Origin of the sequence: Coleofasciculus sp. LEGE 07092, assembly GCF_015207375.1 — a bacterium.
Classification (GTDB): domain Bacteria; phylum Cyanobacteriota; class Cyanobacteriia; order Cyanobacteriales; family Coleofasciculaceae; genus LEGE-07092.
Genome location: NZ_JADEWY010000003.1, coordinates 19,191 through 36,075 on the forward strand (window position 1 = coordinate 19,191; position 16,885 = coordinate 36,075).

A 16,885-nucleotide genomic window follows, 5' to 3' on the forward strand; every position below is an offset into this window, starting at 1 on the left:
CCTATGAGATTTGGTATTGTTGTAACCACTATTTACGGTGGTGATTTCATCAATGAGTATTATAACCACTTCCTAGCTTGTAGCGACGTTGAGCAAATTCATTTCTACGTGGTAGGCGATCTCTCAACACCAGATGGCTGCCGAGAGCAGGTAGAGAAATATACCAAGCAGGGTCTACCTTGGTATTACCTAAACCCAGACCAACAAAATGAGTTTCTCAAGCCTTTCCCAAAACTTGCTGCTGAAATTCCTTGGCAGACTGACAACCGCCGTAATGTGGGATTTTTAATGGCTTATCGCGATCATTGTGATGTTATTATTGCAATTGATGACGATAACTATCCCCAAAAAGACTGGCAGTTTCTTGGAGGACATTCTACAGTTGGTCAAGAAGTTTCTCTTCTCACAGCCGTTGGATACAATGGCTGGTTTAACTCCTGCTCTATGATGGACGTTCAATGCCCTTCTTTGGGAAGTGGAGAGACAGTTTATGCTAGAGGCTTTCCTTATCAGCGTCGTTACACCGCCTGTTCACAGATTGATACCGAAATTTCTACAGGAATTGTCGCTGTCAATGCAGGTCTTTGGTCAGGTGATCCTGATGTTGATGCTGCCACTCGTTTGGTTACTCGTTGTGTTGCCAAAGAAAAGTTTACCACTGACTACCTCCTTGCACCTAACACATTGATGCCAATCAATACTCAAAACACCGGGATTATTCGAGAGGCTATTCCAGCTTACTATTATGTCAAAATGGGGCATCCAGTTGGGGGCATGAAACTCGATCGTTTTGGTGACATTTTTAGCGGCTTTTTTGTGCAGAAATGCGTTCAATCTGTGGGACATCGGATTAAAGTTGGCTCTCCGGTTGTGGAGCATCGCCGTTCTCCTCACAACCTCTACAAAGATCTCTGGCATGAATTAGCAGGTATGGTTGTCCTTGATGATATGTTGTCGCTCCTGGAAGAGCCTTTGCCCCCTACCAAGAGTTATGAGGAGGCAGCGCTCACACTAGCTGGCAAACTTCGAGTGTGGACACACAAGCAAAATGGTTTTCTCTGGGATGACTCTCTTCGTGCTTATTTCGACAATGTTGCCGATAATATGTTGCTCTGGGTTGATACTTGCAGGCAGCTTGATAGTTAGAGGGATCTTTTTTCTATGTAGGAAACTCAAGAGATCTGAAATCTATTATTTTTTGAGCGCACTATTATGAGGTATATTACTCAATTAGATGGAATTCGTGCAATCTCTGTCATTTTTGTCCTTATCGGTCATTGGTCTACGCCACCTCTCAAAAACGCTATACCGTGGGGAAACATCGGAGTTTATACCTTCTTCGTCATCAGCGGTTATCTGATCACGAGCATCTTGTTAGAACTCAAAGCTGTAATGACACCAGGTTCCGCTTTGAGCAATTTTTGGGGACGGCGCATCCTTCGTATTTTCCCAATTTATTATCTTACTATTACTATTCTCTGGCTTATTCAACATCAGCCTGTATCAGATCATGCAGTATGGCATTTTACATTTTTATCTAATTTCTTAATGATGTCATCTGTGGGATATCAAGGTACTACAGACCATCTGTGGTCTTTGGCAGTCGAAGGTCAGTTCTATCTCGTTTGGCCCCTTGTCATTTTTTTACTGAACGATAAATATTTACCCCCAATCATTCTATCTTTACTCATTCTCAGTCCAGTGTGCCGTTTTGCGCTTTATATGCTGGGGATGGGTTCTATTATTAAAGTATTCCCCCTCTCTTCTGTAGACTTTTTAGGAATTGGCGCACTTGTAGCATTAGGAAATAGCAATAGACAGTTCATGGGATTTAATAGTAAAGAGTTCTTAAAAGCAGTTGCTCCTTTTGCTGCTACGGGATTTGTTTTAATCGAATTATTAAGGCATTTGGGATACCACAATATCCTGTACAGTTTAGTAGAAACATCTTGTTTAGTTTTAGGGTTAGGTTGGTTGATTAGTGCTACCTCGAAGGGAATAACTGGAATCTTCAAAACTTTATTAGACTTAAAGGGACTTCGGTTCATCGGGCGTATTTCTTACGGTTTATATCTCTACCATTTGTTTGTTTCTTATTATCTAGTCAAAGCTTTTCCCCGGCTTTCCTTAGAAGAAGGTATCGGCAATCCTTGGGTGAGTTTTATGATATTTTTTATAGGTTCCTTTCTTTTGGCAACTGCCTCATGGTTTATAGTAGAAAAACCTTTGATGATTTTCAAAAAATATTTTCCTCTCCATAATCAAAAAAGTAGCAAACAAACGACTTAAAAGCGTTATAAAACTAGCTTTTTGAAGGCGCTTATAATTTTTCTGAAATTAGTTCTATGTTAGAAAAAATTAATAAAATTCAGACTCCAAAGTTTTTGGTAGCAGCGTATCACCAGCTAAACAAATGATTTCCCTCGTCACTACTGTACTCAATGATCGGCAAGGATGTGTGGCATTCTTCTCCCAAATGGATATACAAACTTGTCTGCCGAATGAAATTGTCATTGTAGATGGTGGTTCAACAGATGGGACTTGGGAATTTCTGCGAAACTATCAACCCAATCAACCTTACTCAGTACGGGTTATTCAAGAAGTTGGTTGTAATGTCGCTCGTGGTCGGAATTTAGCGATCGCTCATGCTAAAAATGAGCTGATTGCCTCTACAGATATCGGTTGTCTCTGGGAACCTCAGTGGCTGGAGGAACTTGTCCAACCATTATTAGAAGATAGCCACCTAGAAGCTGTAATGGGAAGTTGGCAAGTGTGCTGGGACGATTTGAAAAGTGATTGGGCAAAAATTGAGTATGTGTTATACAATCAACTGAAATTAATCGCTACTCCTAAATCTCATGCGTCCTCACGCTCAATTGCCTATCGCAAGTCGTTGTGGGAAAAGATTGGTGGGTATCCTGAAGATTTAACGTTAGCAGGAGATGATATGGTTTTTGCCCTGCTGTTGCATCAGAAAACCGCTTGTGTTGGTTGCGCCCCTATCCCGCGTTGTTATTGGCAGCGTCCTGTCAGCTTGAAGTCTTTTTGTCAGGAAGCTCGCCGCAACTTTCGCGGTGGCGGGGAGGCAGGTATTTGGTTAGATTATGGAATTCTGGTAGGGGGCAGGTTGTTGAGTGAAGTATTACTCTTGCTTATCGGTCTAATTTGGTTACTGGGGGCTTCCCCCAGTTGGGGAGGGGCAATTTTATTAAGTGTTTTTTTCGTCAGCTTAGGGCTGCGAGTATTACGATTAGTCCCAACAATTGAACGCTTTCACAGCTATGATGAATTAGAGGGATGGTTCCGCCTTCTATTTTTTGAATATCTGATTAAGTTTTGGGGTTTAGTTGGGCATTGGCAGGGATTTATCTCAGGATTTAAACATTGCCATGAATGCCGAAAAAGGCTTCGTAGCTTAAACAGTAAGATGGTATAAATATTACAGATGAAACTTCTTTATTACTCACCAGCTAGTTATGGAGGCATTGCTGATTACGCCCACGAGCAGGCAAATGCTTTGGGGACGTTGGGAGTAGACGTGACTTTCCTTTGCACTCCCAACTATCCGACTGGTAGGGGGGAAACATATAAGGTTATGCCAATTCTGCAAGACATAACCTTTAAGAATTTAATTCCCCATAAAATATTAAAATCAGTACACTTTAGTTATGTCATTCTGACCAACTTTAACAAATTGGCTAGATTTATTGAGAAAAATGGCTATCAGTATGTGTTGCTAGGTTCATATGTGGAATATTTAGCGCCTATCTGGTCTGGTCGTTTGAGAAAATTAGCCAAGAAAGGAGTTATATTTAGTGCTGTCGTACATGACCCCGTGCGTAATTTTGTCGTTGGGCCTCGCTGGTGGCATCGCTGGTCAATCGCCTGTGGTTATTCTTTCTTAAGGGAAGCCTTTGTTCATGAAGCTATTGAACTCGATACCATTCGGTCAATGCCTCAACTCCAAACAACTGTAGTTCCCCACGGAACATATTGCTTTCCTGATGCCAATCAATCGCGAGAAAAAACACGAGCTAGTCTGGATTTGACCCTTGACGCAAAACTAATGCTGGCTTTTGGTCATATTCGCGATAACAAGAATCTCGATCTTGTGATCCGAGCAATGGTAAATTTTCCTGATTTATATCTACTTGTTGCTGGAAAAGAACAATCATCAGGTCAGCGTCCCGCAGCTTTTTATCAGCAGTTAGCAACTAATCTAGGAGTGGCAAATCGCTGTCGATGGAAAATCCAATTTATCCCAGATATGGAAGTTGCTAACTTCTTTTTAGCTGCCGATCTTATTCTTCTTACCTACAGCAAAACTTTTCACTCTGCAAGCGGGGTCTTAAATGCAGCAGTTAGTTACCGGAAACCTTGTCTGGCTTCAGCAGGTGGAGGCTTTTTATATTCTGTAATCCGAACATATAAGCTGGGAATAGGGATTGAGGCGGATGATGTAGATTCTATAGTGAATGGAATCAGACGGTGGTTAGAAAATTCCCCCAGTCCTCAATGGGAAAGATATTGTAAGGAAAAGAATTGGAAGCTGAATGCCGAGTTAGTGATAGCTCGTTTAGGTTATATTTAGCAATTAATTCCTAAAACTGTATGTCTACTGTATCCACCATTTTTAAACTTATCAATCATGCTCAAAAAGGAATATTTTTGCAGGATAAATGGCTAGCTTTTCTAATCGCTGGTTTAGGTGTAATGGGTCACCATCGCGTCAAACTACGTCTGTGGTTTATCAGACTCATCAATAACCTTAGTGTGAAAACTTTAGTTAAGCTATATTTAAACTGTAACGGGCGGTCGATGTATTTCTCTATGCGCCAAGGTAATGAGGCAGATTACCTAATGGGTGGTGAATTAGTTAGGGGAACCTATGAGATTCCTGATTTTGAACCTAAAACAATTATAGATGGCGGTGCAAATATTGGTGTGTTTGCCATTCACGCTTTGAGTTACTTCCCCAAAGCTAAATTGATTTGTTACGAACCGGATTTAGCCAACTTTTACCAGCTTCAGAATAACTTAGAACTCAATCGTTTGCAAGCAGACACCCATCAATTGGGTCTTTGGTCAAAAAACACTACCCTTTACTACCATGCTCAATCTTCCCACACGGGCTTCGTTGACGAACATCCACCTGGAGTTCCCATTGTCTGTACTCTGCCTAAAATTGAACCGAACTGCTGGCTTAAACTTGATATTGAAGGAGCAGAGTATGAAGTACTACCAACGTTACTGAATAATGGTCAGTATCCTCGCTGGATCAGCATGGAAATTCACTACTTTGATACCAAAGGTCAGTCTTTACTTGCTCTATTACGCGAGCATGGTTACACAATCAAGGGTAGTGAAGATTATACCGTTAGCTGCACCCTAATTTCAGCGTATCAAAGTTGAACACACACTATACCATCTTTCAAAAACGTCTATTCAACTTTGCACCCGTGAACTCTAGACTATTCGCTGGCAGTGTTCTGAGTTATAGCTACAATTATTTGATTGGAAACGTGCCATTCCGCCAAATCCGTATGACTTATCTCAAAGCCTATTTAGCAGGGGTAGGTAAGGGAACATCAGTGCAGATGGGATGTCGGTTCTTGAATGGAAGAAAAGTTTATTTTGGTGAGCGCAATGTAATTAATTTCGGCTGCTTATTTGATGGTCGCCACTATCCTATTCGGACTGGTTCTGATGTCTCCATCGGACCAGAAGCTGCAATTTTAACATTGGGACATGACCCGCAGTCGTCAGTATTTAGCAACAAGGGCGGAGATGTAACGATAGGCGATCGCGTTTGGATTGCTTACCGAGCTATTATTCTGCCAGGAGTTACTCTTGGTGAGGGAGCAGTAGTTGGTGCTGGTTCAGTCGTGACCAAAGATGTAGAACCTTACACTATAGTAGCAGGTGTACCGGCAAAAATTATTGGCAAGAGAAATACTCAACTGACTTATTCCCTAAATTATTCTGCTTTTTTGTTATGATTCAATCTCCTGATACTCTTCAAAAGTTAATAAGACGAAAATCTGAATTAAAAAGAATCCCAGTCCCTCTAACCCTCCATGAATTCAAAGCATCTTGCTATGGACCAAGGGTTCTGGCTAATAGTTGTCCAAAATCAGGGACTCATCTACTCTTACGTGTTCTTTCTTGTTTGCCTCTGCTGGTTCCTCGTTGGAGATATGATATTGTGAAGGGAAAATTACACCTCCCTGAAGAGTTACCTAAAATTCGCCAGGGGCAATATATTGCTACGCATTTGTACTGGAGTCAGGAACTAGTTGACGCTCTTAAGAGTGCAAACATTCGTAATTTATTTATCATTCGTGATCTGAGGGATGTTGCAGTTTCCCGTGCCTATTACCACACCTATTCTTTAAGCAGTCATCCGGCGTTTACCTATCTCAACTCATTAAAATCTGACGCTGATCGACTCATGGTTGCCATTCGTGGGATAAATAAACCTGGCATGGGATTCTGTTCAATAGGCGACTGGGCTAGAGGTTATGCACCCTGGTGGGATGAACCAACTTGTCTAACCATTCGCTTCGAGGATCTAATTGGACGTTTTGGTGGCGGTAGTGATGAGAAGCAAGTGCAAGCTGTCCGGGCGATTGCTTCTTATCTAGGCATGGAAGTTTCAGAAAATCAGATTAATGAAATAGCAAGTAAAGCGTTTTTTAAGAATGCAAATACCTTTCGCAAAGGACAAATTGGTGACTGGAAAAATCATTTTTCAGAGGAACACAAACGTGCATTTAAGGAGGTTGCTGGCGAAGCTATTATAAAGTATGGATATGCAGATGGGTATGATTAGTAAATTTCTCAATTGGTGTTCGTATCTGGATTGCCTACCGAGCAATTATTCTGCTAGGAGTCATCATTGGCGAGGGTGCAGTAGTGGGTGCGGGTTCGGTGGTTACTAAAGAGGTGGAACCCTACACCCTCGTTGCGAGTAACCTAGCCCGATTTATCAAGAAGTTCTCGCCTAACCTGCACTATAAATTAAACGACCAACCCTGGCTACTTTAAGAAACTTAAGCGCTCAGGAACATAATCTACAAAAATAAACTGATTCCCTTGCTAAATCTTCCCGCGAAACCTCAGATGGAGTTCATTTTAATGAAGCCGGAACTCGTGAAGTGGCTAAACTGTGGATAGAAAAAATTAATGCTGCTTTTTTTAAACAACAATTAAATCTTTTTAATCATTAAAGATGAGCTTATTCTCCTATCTAAGCAAAAAGCCAGTTCCCTTGACCTTATTAGCAGGTCCGTTTCGAGGCGCTCGCCTGATCCTAAACCCAGCTTGCTCTAAGCGAAAGCTACTGGGCATCTACGAACATATCCTGAATCCTTGGCTTAAGCAGGTTATTCCTAACATCCAGGTTGTTTACGATGTCGGTGCAAACGACGGCTATTTTACTTATGGGTGTGCCCAAGCACTCAAACGCCATCACCACGAGGGTCACATTATTGCCTTTGAACCAAGTCTAACTCAACAGTCAACATTATCACGTCCTGCCGATTGGTCTCAATATGCTGGCATTGAATTTGAATTCATTCCCTTATTTGTTGGTGCTATCTGCAACAAATCAACGATAACCTTGGACAAAGTCTATAACGAACGCCCATCCCTTCATCGCAAGCGTTCCTTAATTAAAGTAGATGTGGAAGGTTCTGAAGTTGAGGTACTTCAGGGGGCAACTTCATTGCTCCGAGAACCCCATCACTGGGTCGTCGAAGTCCATGGTGACCATCTACTAAATCCGGTGCAGGATTTTTTTGCTCAAGCCAACAGAACTGTGGATGTCCGTCCACCCGAACCTCACTGGTTGCTAGGATCAGAATCACGCACTATCAAAACCTCTTGGGTTACCACTCGACTGGATTAAGTTGTTAGAGCTTATCTACAGCTAAATACAAACTAAAAAGGATGCACACGCCGTTCTCTTTGAAACGAAAGAAATAGCAAGAATCTTTAAAAACTGCGTAAATAACTCTCTTATTCTCCGCCGAATAAATCTGAAATGCCTTTTTCACCCTGGATTTGCTGTCAACTGGGAGCCCGCGAACACTACGCTATTCCACGGGCATTACACAAAGCTGGACAACTCGCTCATCTGATTACCGATGCTTGGGTCTTACCTCAGTCTCCACTAAACTTGCTGCCTACACCGTTGTTAGCCAATTTACGCGATCGCTTTCACCCTGACTTAACCCAGGCCTCCGTTCACGCCTTCACTGCCTCTTTGATTCGCTTTGAACTGGCGAAACGAATCCAAAAAACTTTAGGATGGGAACGCCTTATCGCCCGTAACTGTTGGTTCCAACAACAAGCTGTTCAGACCCTAGAAACCGTCACCCCACAACTCAACTCCCACCCCACCCTATTTGCCTACAGTTATGCAGCATTAGAACTGCTCCGCTACGCCAAAACCAAAGGGTGGCACACTATCCTAGGGCAAATTGATCCCGGACCAGTTGAGGAAAAGTTAGTTCAAGAAGAACATAGCAAATATCCGACCTATCAATCCAACTGGCAACCCGCACCGCCCCACTACTGGGACAACTGGCGTGAAGAATGCTCCCTAGCTGACCGGATTGTGGTAAACTCCCTCTGGTCAAGCCAAGCCTTGCAACAAGCTGGTATTCCTGGCAACAAGATTGATATTATACCTCTTGCCTACGAACCCCCTGAGGTAGCATGGGATTTTGTGCGAACCTACCCCCTAGCTTTCTCCGCTGAACGTCCCCTGCGGGTGCTGTTTCTAGGTCAGGTAATCTTGCGTAAAGGCATTGCTGCTATTCTAGAAGCTGCTCAACTCTTACATAACCAACCCATAGAATTTTGGTTAGTTGGTTCTCCAGGCATTGCTGGGCAAGCTAAAATGCACAGGCAGATCCAGTGGATTGGTGCTGTGCCTCGCAGTCAGACAGCCAAGTACTATCACCTAGCCGATATTTTCCTGTTTCCTACCCTGTCTGATGGTTTTGGTCTGACACAGCTAGAGGCACAGGCATGGAAACTGCCGATTATTGCGTCCAGATTTTGTGGCGAAGTCGTGAAAGATCGAGTAAACGGGCTGATATTACCAGAAGTTACTAGGGAAGCGATCGCCCAAACTTTAGAATTCTGCCTGAATAATCCTCAGCAACTTCAAGCATTCGCCAGGAAAACTACTACCATGTCTAAGTTTAGCTTGTCCCGATTGCATCACCATCTCCAATCTCTACCCTATGTCCATATTTGAATACCCAGAGCTAGTCTTCACCCAATTTGCGCTATTGATTATTAGTGGGATTTGGTTGCTGCGGCGGAATGATGAAATCCCTCTGCTAATCAGCAGCTTTTTATTTTACATGGCATCCTACCGCTATTGGGCAGTTACTAGCGGCATAGATAAGTGGGTGAATCTTGGCAGCTTTGGCTTTAGGGCAATTACCAAAGAGGCAGCTCTCATCGCTCTAAGCTACATAGTATTGGGTCAAATGTGCTTACTGGGAACCTATATGGTGCAGCAAAGGCGGGTTTTACCAATTGCCATTCTCTCTTGTGATTCTTCCTTGTTACGATGGCTACGTCCTAAAGTTATCTTCTTGGGCTTATCTTGCCTGCCGTTAGTAGTCATTACTCGCTCTAACGTCATTGAGCAAATAGCTTCTGGACGTTCCCTCGCCTTCCAAATTAGTGGTTACCTGCGTTTGTTTCCCTTTGTTCTAGTTGGGGTGGCTACACTCATCGTCTGCCTTTGGAAATTTGGTGGATTTTCCTCACTGTTTAGTAAACTTGCTGCCTTTGTTATTCTTGCTAGTTTAGCGAATCTCACGTTCAGTTCCAGTGGACGCTTCCAATTTTTAGGGTGGATCGTCGCTAGTGGCATCATTATCTCTTCTTCCTATCGACCAAAAGTTCGCCTAGCGGTTCTATCCAGTATAGCTATTGTAGGTATCAGCATATTTGCATTAGCCGGAGCCATGCGAAACCCTCAATTGACCTCTGATATTTTAAATCAAGCTGCTTGGGAACGTGCATTCAGTGCAGAAGATGCAAATATGCTCGATGGTTTCGTACTCATACAAGAAGTTTACCCCCAACGTTTAGACTTTCGTTGGGGTATGGAGCATCTAGAAATTCTACTTCGTCCTATTCCCAGAGCCTTATGGCCAGATAAACCTGTGGGAGGCTACATGAATCAACTGGGACTTATCACTGCCAATACGGGTTTTACATTGGGAATTTCGCCGACCCTGTTCGGGTCATTTTTCGCGGAGGCTGGCATCATCGGTGTTTTCCTTTGCTCCTCAGTTTATGGGGTAATTTTGGCAACTATTGTTCGTTATACGACTAAACTTCAACCTTTTGCTAGTATTCTGATTCGTGCCATAGTTTGTGCCTCTTTAATCCCGCTCTTGCGGGGTGGCGACTTACCTGGAATTTATGCTTGGATTGGTATGGCTTTCTGGCCTTGCTTTCTATTGCTCTGGTTCAAGCGGACAAATTTCAGATTAAAATCATCCTCATTCATTCAGGCTTACGATTCTACTTATGAATAAATCTCTTTGGATTGGACGAATTAAGCATTGATTACGGCTTCGGATATGCACATTATCGTGATTTTCTACAACATTGGAGGCTATCATGCTGCTCGTCTGAGTGCTGCCAATATTGCCTGTGAGCAAAAAGGTTGGCATTTGACTGCTCTCCAAGTTACAGACAATACACAAGAACGTCCATGGGGTAGTATAGAACACGAAATTACATTTCCCCTAAAAAGCTTATTGCCTATAGAGACTACTCCTCCTACCCTTGATCGAAGTCCCTGGTCTGATGTCGCCGCTTCTTTAATACCCGCTTGTCTAAATGCTCTACAACCAGATATCCTGGCTATCCCTGGATGGGGCTTTCCTGTATCTCGCGCCGCACTTTTTTGGAGCAAGCGCCACCGAGTGCCAGCCATTTTGATGAGCGAGAGCAAATGGGATGATGAAAAACGCTGGTGGTGGAAAGAACAGATAAAATCCTGGCTTTATGTCAGAAACTATACGGCTGCCCTGGTTGGAGGTCAACTCCATTGCGATTACCTGCTCAAGTTAGGTTTTCCTCAAGAGCGCATTTTTATGGGCTACAATGCCGTCAATAATGACTATTTTGCTTTAGGTGCTGAGGCAGCAAGGAAAAACCCTGTTGCTGCCAGACAACGCCAGCCAAAGATACCCAAAAGACCCTATTTTTTGGTCGTCACTCGGTTGATTCAACGCAAAAACGTGTTTCGTCTTGTAGAAGCCTTTGCTGCCTATCGCCAACAAATTGGAGAGGAAAACGCCTGGGATCTTGTTATCTGTGGTAGTGGCGAAGCAGAAACCTCTATCCGTATTCTTATTATCGAAAAACGGCTCAATGCCTGCGTCCATCTACCTGGTTTTATCAGTTATCAAGCCATTCCAGATTGGTATGGGCTAGCCCATGCTTTCGTGCATCCGGCTCTGCAAGAACCCTGGGGATTAGTCGTGAACGAAGCTTGTGCGGCTGGACTGCCGATATTATGTAGCCGTACAGTGGGAGCCTGTGATGAACTCGTTCGTCAGGGTCATAATGGTCTCTTATTTGATCCAACCAGCAAAGAAAATATGACTGACACCTTATTAGCCATGCATCAGCTTTCATCAGATGCACGGATCAAAATGGGACAATTCAGCCAAATTATTGTAGCTAATTATAGTCCTCAACATTTTGCTGAGGGTCTCTTAAAGGCGAGCGAAGCTGCACTGATGATTAAGTCAAAGTAGCTTTAAATTCTAGACTTTTATAAAACCTTTAAAGGAATAGCCCGATTCGAGAAACCAAATCTTTCTTGATAATGATTGAAAGTATCACACATCGGTGATGGTAAACTGAGCCTATTGCCCAAAGTCGGTTGAGCTGGATGAATCATCTGGGTCACTTCATTAAGCCAGTTGCTAGGACTATCTAATTCTAAGAACTGGCAAAGGCTGTGCAATGTAGCTTCCGGATGTAGAGTCAACTGATTGTATGTAATTTCATAGAGGCGGTGACCAAGATGTTCGCGCCAGCTATCCACCTCGCCTAAGCTTACTAACCATTCGTATGCTCCTTTTGAGCGGTGGTCTTGCAGTTGATGAACTTCCTTAGGATAATATCCAGCAGATGCTCCATCCCGTGCTAAAGCCTTCCACTTATAGTTTTCAACTCCCCACCACTGATTGAGCTGAGGTTTGCCTGCAATTTTGTAGCTATTGGTTGAGGCAATACGCTCAATAGAGCAGGAAACATCAACACCATCACGGACAAGGTGGATAAATTTTGCCGTAGGAGCCAAAGCCTTAAGATAACCAATTCTCATGGCATTGAAGGGTGTTTTTTCAAGAATAATTAGAGCATTGATATTAGGTTTAAAGCCGATAATCAAATGATTGAAACGAACTTTTGATTCCTCATTACAGTGAGATACATTCATCAATAAGTGAGCATCAATTCGATAATAAAGATTCAGTACATCCGTCTTTGGCTCGATAGCAGCCCAGAGATGGTAAGGCTCAAACAAGTAGCGAACCTTCGGATGCCGTGCCAAGATATCTCCGAGGATGGTAGTACCCGAACGACCACAACCCATCAAAAATACAGGGGATAAAAAATTCAGTGTAGTCTCATCTGAGCGAGAATGCCGAGCTTTATAGTCTGCGCTATAGTGGAGCCAGCTATATTTGATTTGTCGAAACCAAGGCTTTAGGGCATTTATCATGTTAAAAAAATATTCGAGAGATCGCAATAACTATATAGTATGAAGATTTTAGAGATTACACCCTATTTGGGTTCAAATTATGGCGGACCGGGAAAAGTAGTGATTGAGTTAGCCAAAAATATCGGGAGTTACGAGGTATTTCTTGATATTGTTACCAGCAATGCTAATGGATGTGATAAACTCAACTCTCGTCTTGAAGTATGGATTGAGGAAAACCATTACAAAATTCAGTACTTTAATTGTTGGCATCGGAATGACTTCATTGTGAGTTCATCTTTATTAAAGTGGCTATGCCAGCATATAACCCATTACAACCTAGTTCATACAAATACTATTTTTGCTCCCCTGATTACTCTTATTCATTGGGTATGTATATTCTACAAAATTCCCTATATTATAACTCCTCATGGGATGCTAGAACCCTGGGCAATATCCCACAAAGCTTGGAAAAAGCAGTTCTATTACACTCTACTTGAAAAGCCAGCTCTCCAGCAAGCCAGTGCTATCCACGTTCTTTCAACCACCGAAGCCAAAAACATAAAGCTTCTAGGATTAAAGCCACCTACTGTTGTTATTCCGAATGGTATTCACTCACAAGAATTTAAGAGACTGCCAGCTCCAGAAATTTTATATCAACAGTTCCCTGCTGCCAGAAATAAAACTTTAATTCTGTTTCTCGGTCGCCTTGACCCCAAAAAAGGACTTGATTTACTTGCTCCTGCCTTTGCTAAAGTTCACAGTCAGTTTCCTGAGACTCATTTAGTCGTAGCCGGACCTGATAATATCGGTTTTCTGCCAACAGCTAAACGTTATTTTGCACAAGCAGGATGTCTAGATGCTGTCATCTTCACAGGTATGCTCACTGGCTCATTGAAATATGCGGCTTTAGCGGCTGCTAATTTATACGTTGCCCCGTCTTATTCTGAAGGCTTCAGTATGTCTGTCTTAGAAGGCATGGCTTCTGGATTGCCCTGTATTATTACAACTGGCTGTAATTTTCCAGAAGCGGCTGAAGCACAAACGGCTTATGTTGTCGAGATTGATACGAATGCCATTGCTGATGCCTTAATTCACGGTTTGAGTAATCCTCACCAAGCTAAAGCAATGGGTACTCGCGCTCGTCAATTTATTTTCCAAAACTATACCTGGGAACAGTCTGCGAAAAAGCTCATCCAAGTTTATACAGCCATCCTTGAACGAAAGCCTTTGCCAGATGATTTGACCTATAGCTAGTGAAGGATTTTTATTGTCATCACAAACGATACCGTCTTATCTGTGCGGTTAGCACTGTCCTCATCCTGATCCTATTGAGCATTATTCCCCTGCGACTGGCAATCGCATATTCCCAAGCTCCCCACCCCCAAGCTATTCTCACCCTTGGTGGTGGTGTGGAGCGAGAAACCTTCACAGCTCAATTTGCCCAAGCTCATCCGACTCTAGACATCTGGGTTTCTTCTGGCATTCCCTCCAACAAAGCCCGTCCTATCTTTCGCGCTGCTGGAATCAATGATGAACGGGTACATCTAGATCGTCGCGCTGTGGATACTGTCACTAACTTTACCTCTTTAGTGCCTGACTTCAAGCGCCGCCATATCCAGCACCTCTACCTGATCACCTCCGACTATCATATGCCCAGAGCTACAGCGATCGCTATCCTTGTCCTTGGCAGCCAAGGCATCGCCTTCACCCCTGTCTCTGTACCATCAAACATACCCACAGAATCCTCATTCCGCCTTCTGCGCGATGTCGGTCGTGCTTTCCTCTGGGTTGTTACGGGTCACACTGGTGCTAGCCTCAACCCTCGACTGTCATTGTCTCCTGTACAGCAGCTCTACCATAGTAACGGCGATAGTAATCATACGAACTAGCCGTATAGCCCTTAACTCCATTCGCTACTACTCCTAGCACCCTAGCATTAGACGTTCTCAATCCATACAAGACTTGCGACAACACTGCCCGGTCAGTTCGTCCCAATCCCACCACCATTACAATTCCATCCGTATGAGCTGCAAGTAACCGAGCATCCGCCAGACCCAATAGGGGGGGTGTATCAAAAATTATCAGGTCAAACGTCTCTTGGAAACGTTCCACCAAATTCCGCATCTTTTGAGAACACAGCAACCGAGTCGGGTCAGGTGGAATCTGCCCTGCTGTCAGTACGAATAGATTATCTTCTAAGGAGGATTGCTGAATCACATCATCTACATTCATCTCGCTGGAAATGACATTGCTCAATCCCCAAACATTCGGTAAATCTGTTGTGGTATGTATCTGAGGACGCCGCAAATCTGCATCTACCAACAACACTCGCTGCCCCATAGCTGCGGCTGCCTGTGCCAGAAACGTTGCTGTCGTCGATTTTCCATCTGCTGGAACCGACGAACTTACCACTAGTGAGCGAATTGGTTGGTCGGGACTGAGAAAGTGGAGATTGGCATGGAGCGAACGAAATTCTTCTAAAAACGGAGAGGCGTGATATCGATAAGAGCGTCCGCCTACTTCCGACGCCAATGCCTCAGTATTCGCGGCTGAACTTGCCCCCGCACGGATAATGCCTTTCTTTAGGTCTTTGCGAAATGGAATTGTTCCCAAAAGTGGCAAACCCGTGCTGTCCTTCAACTCATCGGCAGAATGAAATACGTTATCTAACTTTTCTGCTAATAACCCGGCACCTGCCCCAGCGAGTAACCCAGCCACAGTTGCCAGCGCCAGACCACGGGGTATGTTAGGAGAAATCGGAGCTTCCGGTAGTTGTGGCATGGCGAGTAACTGCCAAGGTAGAGTCTTTTGTGCCGACTCAATTTGTAGTGTCTCCCGTACTGCCAGAAAGCGGTTCAAGCTCTCTGTCGCCACTTTCAGCTCTCGCTGTAAATCTGTATACCGACGGGCAATGCCTGGTAACTGTTTGAGTTGGCTAGTCGCCAAACGTTCCGCTTGGACCACCTCGGTAGCACGAGCCTGCAAAACTTGAAGTTGGTTTTTCGTGTCAACCAGCTCCTGAGTCAATGTCAAGCGAATGGAACTGGGGGACGAGAGGGATTCGGTGTTGCTGGGAACCCCAGAGATTTGGTTGCCTAGAACCGTTGAGGCTTCTTGATCCAACAGGGGCAGCAAATTCTGCCGCTTTTCCCGCAGCGCCTGCAGCGTCGGAGCTTCATCGGTAAATCGCGCTGACTCAATCGCAATCTTGCTATCGAGTTCCGAAAGCTGGTTGAGTAACTCCTGGTAGCGGGGAGCTTCTGAAAGCGCTGCTGCTGTAAGTGCTTGTTCCTGAGATACTCCCAACTCTGCTAACTGATTTTGCAGGTTGATGTAGAGCGACTGAGTTTCACTGAGCTGGCTTTCTGTCTCTTGTCGCTGTTGGACAATTTGACCGATGCGAGTCGTCAAGAGTTGACCTTGAGTATCTGGATCGACGAGGTTATACTGCTGTCGAAAGGTCTGGAGTCTCTCCTGAAGCTTGTTTACTCGTTCCTGGAGTTTGGGCAATTGGTCGTTGACAAACTGAATTCCCTGTCGGATGCTGGTTTGCTGCTCTTGCTTGGAGTAATCAACGTAGCCTTCGGCAACTTGCTCCAAAATAAATTGAATTTTTTGGGGGTCTGAATCCTGATAACGAACTTCTAAAATTTTGGTTTGTTGCAGCCGAGAAATTAGCAGTTTGCTTCGGAGGGTATTGTAGTCAATCTCTGGGTACTGGTCTTGAATTTTCTCGACAATCGAAGTCATGACCTGCGGACTCCACAGTACCTGAACCTGAGTATCGTAATCCAGACTGCTACCTTGAACCCCGGCACTTTGCTTGAGTGATTCGTCGATCCGATCTAACTTATTTTCCCCAGAAATTGGCTCAACCAGTAGCTGAAACTTGCCTTCGTAGTTAGGTTCCTGTTCCAACACTTTAGCGACTATGCCAGAGGTTACGGCGATCGCTACCCCAGCAATAACGAATGCTCGTCGTCGCGCCACCGCCAGAATCTGACGCAGGTCGAGCTTGTCTTCCTCAATCTCAGAAAACCCCTTGGTGTAGAGTTGAGGCACTTCGGAGAGTGGTTTGCCGTTACGGTTAGGCAGCAACGGCTGATAATCCCCATTTAGACCCATAAG

15 protein-coding genes are annotated in these 16,885 nt (G+C 44.0%); 13 read left to right on the forward strand and 2 right to left on the reverse strand.

What is annotated here, in order from left to right; genetic code table 11:
- Nucleotides 1-3 precede the first annotated feature (3 nt).
- From IQ257_RS01305 to IQ257_RS01355, 11 genes are all read left to right on the forward strand, one after another.
- A complete protein-coding gene (locus IQ257_RS01305; RefSeq protein ID WP_193876103.1) occupies nt 4-1,146 on the forward strand; it encodes a hypothetical protein in 1,143 nt (380 codons plus the stop codon).
- 66 nt (nt 1,147-1,212) lie between these two features.
- Nucleotides 1,213-2,289, forward strand: coding sequence for an acyltransferase family protein (locus tag IQ257_RS01310; RefSeq protein ID WP_193876101.1), 1,077 nt, complete (start codon nt 1,213-1,215; stop codon nt 2,287-2,289).
- A gap of 124 nt (nt 2,290-2,413) precedes the next feature.
- Nucleotides 2,414-3,436, forward strand: coding sequence for a glycosyltransferase (locus IQ257_RS01315; RefSeq protein WP_193876099.1), 1,023 nt, complete (start codon nt 2,414-2,416; stop codon nt 3,434-3,436).
- Nucleotides 3,437-3,445: 9 nt separating this feature from the next.
- Nucleotides 3,446-4,591: a glycosyltransferase family 4 protein gene (locus IQ257_RS01320; protein WP_193876097.1), complete on the forward strand. Its 1,146-nt coding sequence runs from the start codon at nt 3,446-3,448 to the stop codon at nt 4,589-4,591.
- Between the two features lie 20 nt (nt 4,592-4,611).
- Entirely contained in the window at nt 4,612-5,412 is an 801-nt protein-coding gene (locus tag IQ257_RS01325; protein WP_193876096.1) for an FkbM family methyltransferase, read from the forward strand.
- Nucleotides 5,413-5,459: 47 nt separating this feature from the next.
- The gene (locus IQ257_RS30985; protein WP_369076441.1) at nt 5,460-5,999 is read left to right on the forward strand and encodes an acyltransferase; all 540 of its coding nucleotides are present in this window, start codon (nt 5,460-5,462) and stop codon (nt 5,997-5,999) included.
- A gap of 206 nt (nt 6,000-6,205) precedes the next feature.
- Nucleotides 6,206-6,832 carry a sulfotransferase domain-containing protein gene (locus IQ257_RS01335; RefSeq protein ID WP_193876094.1) on the forward strand — a complete coding sequence of 209 codons (627 nt, stop codon included), beginning with the start codon at nt 6,206-6,208 and terminating at the stop codon, nt 6,830-6,832.
- Nucleotides 6,833-7,231: 399 nt separating this feature from the next.
- Entirely contained in the window at nt 7,232-7,909 is a 678-nt protein-coding gene (locus tag IQ257_RS01340; protein WP_228060327.1) for an FkbM family methyltransferase, read from the forward strand.
- Between the two features lie 135 nt (nt 7,910-8,044).
- Nucleotides 8,045-9,268, forward strand: coding sequence for a glycosyltransferase family 4 protein (locus tag IQ257_RS01345; protein WP_193932904.1), 1,224 nt, complete (start codon nt 8,045-8,047; stop codon nt 9,266-9,268).
- Nucleotides 9,255-10,571 carry a hypothetical protein gene (locus tag IQ257_RS01350; RefSeq protein ID WP_193873352.1) on the forward strand — a complete coding sequence of 439 codons (1,317 nt, stop codon included), beginning with the start codon at nt 9,255-9,257 and terminating at the stop codon, nt 10,569-10,571. Before IQ257_RS01345 ends, IQ257_RS01350 begins: the two co-directional genes overlap by 14 nt.
- A 27-nt stretch (nt 10,572-10,598) precedes the next feature.
- Entirely contained in the window at nt 10,599-11,804 is a 1,206-nt protein-coding gene (locus IQ257_RS01355) for a glycosyltransferase family 4 protein (RefSeq protein ID WP_228060328.1), read from the forward strand.
- 17 nt (nt 11,805-11,821) lie between these two features.
- Here the strand turns inward: IQ257_RS01355 and IQ257_RS01360 are convergent, their stop codons facing one another.
- Nucleotides 11,822-12,778: a sulfotransferase family protein gene (locus IQ257_RS01360; protein WP_193873353.1), complete on the reverse strand. Its 957-nt coding sequence runs from the start codon at nt 12,776-12,778 to the stop codon at nt 11,822-11,824.
- Nucleotides 12,779-12,817: 39 nt separating this feature from the next.
- Here IQ257_RS01360 and IQ257_RS01365 point away from each other — a divergent pair, with 39 nt between their 5' ends.
- Both IQ257_RS01365 and IQ257_RS01370 read left to right on the forward strand, forming a co-directional pair.
- Nucleotides 12,818-14,011 carry a glycosyltransferase gene (locus tag IQ257_RS01365; protein WP_193873354.1) on the forward strand — a complete coding sequence of 398 codons (1,194 nt, stop codon included), beginning with the start codon at nt 12,818-12,820 and terminating at the stop codon, nt 14,009-14,011.
- On the forward strand, nt 14,011-14,646 hold the full coding sequence (locus tag IQ257_RS01370) for a YdcF family protein (RefSeq protein ID WP_193873355.1): 636 nt from the start codon (nt 14,011-14,013) through the stop codon (nt 14,644-14,646). The genes IQ257_RS01365 and IQ257_RS01370 overlap by 1 nt, the downstream gene beginning before the upstream one ends.
- On the opposite strand, the gene IQ257_RS01375 is transcribed toward IQ257_RS01370, so the two are convergent.
- Entirely contained in the window at nt 14,573-16,882 is a 2,310-nt protein-coding gene (locus IQ257_RS01375; protein WP_193873356.1) for a GumC family protein, read from the reverse strand. The genes IQ257_RS01370 and IQ257_RS01375 overlap by 74 nt on opposite strands.
- Between the last annotated feature and the right edge of the window lie 3 nt (nt 16,883-16,885).